The sequence below is a fragment of the Oleiphilus sp. HI0066 genome (genome assembly GCF_001635725.1).
In genome coordinates this window covers 1-1717 of sequence record NZ_LWFH01001047.1, presented here as the reverse complement: position 1 = coordinate 1717, position 1717 = coordinate 1, and the positions used below count along the sequence as shown (strand labels likewise).

The window sequence follows — 1717 nt, the reverse complement described above, 5'->3', positions numbered from 1 at the left end:
CCGAACAAGCACAAGAGCAAGCAGTTGTAGAAACGAAAGCAGAAACAATTACTCTTAAGCTTGCTGAAACTTGGGGACCGAATTTCCCTATTTTTGGCGATGCTACAAAAAACCTCGCGACACTAGTCGACAAGATGTCCGACGGACGCCTTCAGATTACGATAGATTCTTCCAACAAACATAAAGCGCCTTTTGGTGTTTTTGATATGGTGAAGTCAGGCCAGTATGACCTTGGGCATTCGGCTTCTTATTATTGGAAGGGGAAAATCCCTGCAACGATGTATTTCACGACCATGCCATTTGGAATGTTGGCGCAAGAACAGTATGCCTGGTTCTATTACGGTGGTGGTATGGAGTTGATGGATGAACTGTACTCTCAGCACAACTTAATGTCTTTCCCAGGCGGTAACACGTCTAACCAAATGGGCGGTTGGTTCCAGAAGGAAATCAAAACGCTAGATGACCTTCAAGGTCTTAAAATGCGTATCCCAGGTTTTGCTGGTGAAGTGCTTGCAAAGCTCGGTGCGAAACCGACGAATATCCCACCGGGAGAGCTCTATACAGCACTTGAACGAGGCACTATTGATGCGCTTGAGTGGGTAGGTCCATCTCTCGATTTGCGCATGGGCTTCCATAAAATCGCACCTTACTATTATACCGGTTGGCATGAGCCTGGTGCTGAATTGCAGTTCTTAGTGAATCGTAAAACTTTTGAAGGTTTGCCGGCAGACCTGCAAGAAATATTGCGTATCGCCATGCGTACAGCAGCCTATGACATGTATATCCAGTCTACGCACGAAAGTGGTAAGAATTGGGCGACGATGCAGGAAGAGTATCCAAACATTCTAGTAAAAACTTTCCCTGAAGAAGTGATGTCAGCCATTATTCAGGCAAACGATGAGCTTCTTAAAGAGAATGCAGCAGCAGATCCGTTTGCCGCGAAAGTTCTTGCTTCCCAGCAAGAATATATGGCGAAAGTACGAGATTGGACCTTGATTTCAGACAAGGCGTATCTTGAAAGTACAAAATAAGTAAGAAGTGAGTATAAGGAGCCCGAACCTTGGTTCGGGCTTTTTTCTATATGATTGAACGATTAGATTGGTTTTGCCGTAAGGCAACTTCGCTATGTGGCTTTGTGGCCTGCATCTTGATGTTGTTCATGCTATTAAACGTCTTTTACGACGTGGTGATGCGTTATGTTTTTAATGATGTCTCTATAGGCATGCAAGAGCTCGAGTGGCATCTATTTGCGGCTGTATTTTTGTTAGGAACCCCCTACGCCATGCAGCGCGATGGTCATGTTCGTGTTGATATATTTTACGAAGGCTGGAGTGATCAGCGTAAGGCTATTGTGAATTTAGTGGGTGCGTTGACTTTCATTTTCCCTTTTGTCGCACTTGTTACCTATTACGGAGCGAGTTTTGCGCATGATGCCTATTCAATTGGTGAGGGAAGTGGTGACCCTGGTGGTCTACCCTATCGCTGGATTATCAAATCGTTAATACCTATCTCTTTTATCTTTATTGGTATCGCAGCTCTCGGCATGATGACTAAAGCTATTTTGGTCTTAAAAGGGCGTGCTCACTATCAGCAAGGCAATAAAGGAATGCTCTCATGATAGGCATTATTATGTTTTTTGCTGCGCTTCTTTTATTGATGCTGGGCTTTCCCGTTGCGTTTACATTTGCAGGCGTCGCACTTGTTTTTGGAGTGATTG

At 44.5% G+C, this 1717-nt stretch carries 2 protein-coding genes; both read left to right on the top strand.

The features are described from left to right. On the top strand, positions 1–1031 hold a 1031-nt coding region (locus A3738_RS12845), incomplete at its 5' end, for a TRAP transporter substrate-binding protein (protein ID WP_068763622.1). Between the two features lie 29 nt (positions 1032–1060). Beyond that, positions 1061–1618 carry a TRAP transporter small permease subunit gene (locus A3738_RS12840; protein WP_231876645.1) on the top strand — a complete coding sequence of 186 codons (558 nt, stop codon included), beginning with the start codon at positions 1061–1063 and terminating at the stop codon, positions 1616–1618. Positions 1619–1717 lie beyond the last annotated feature (99 nt).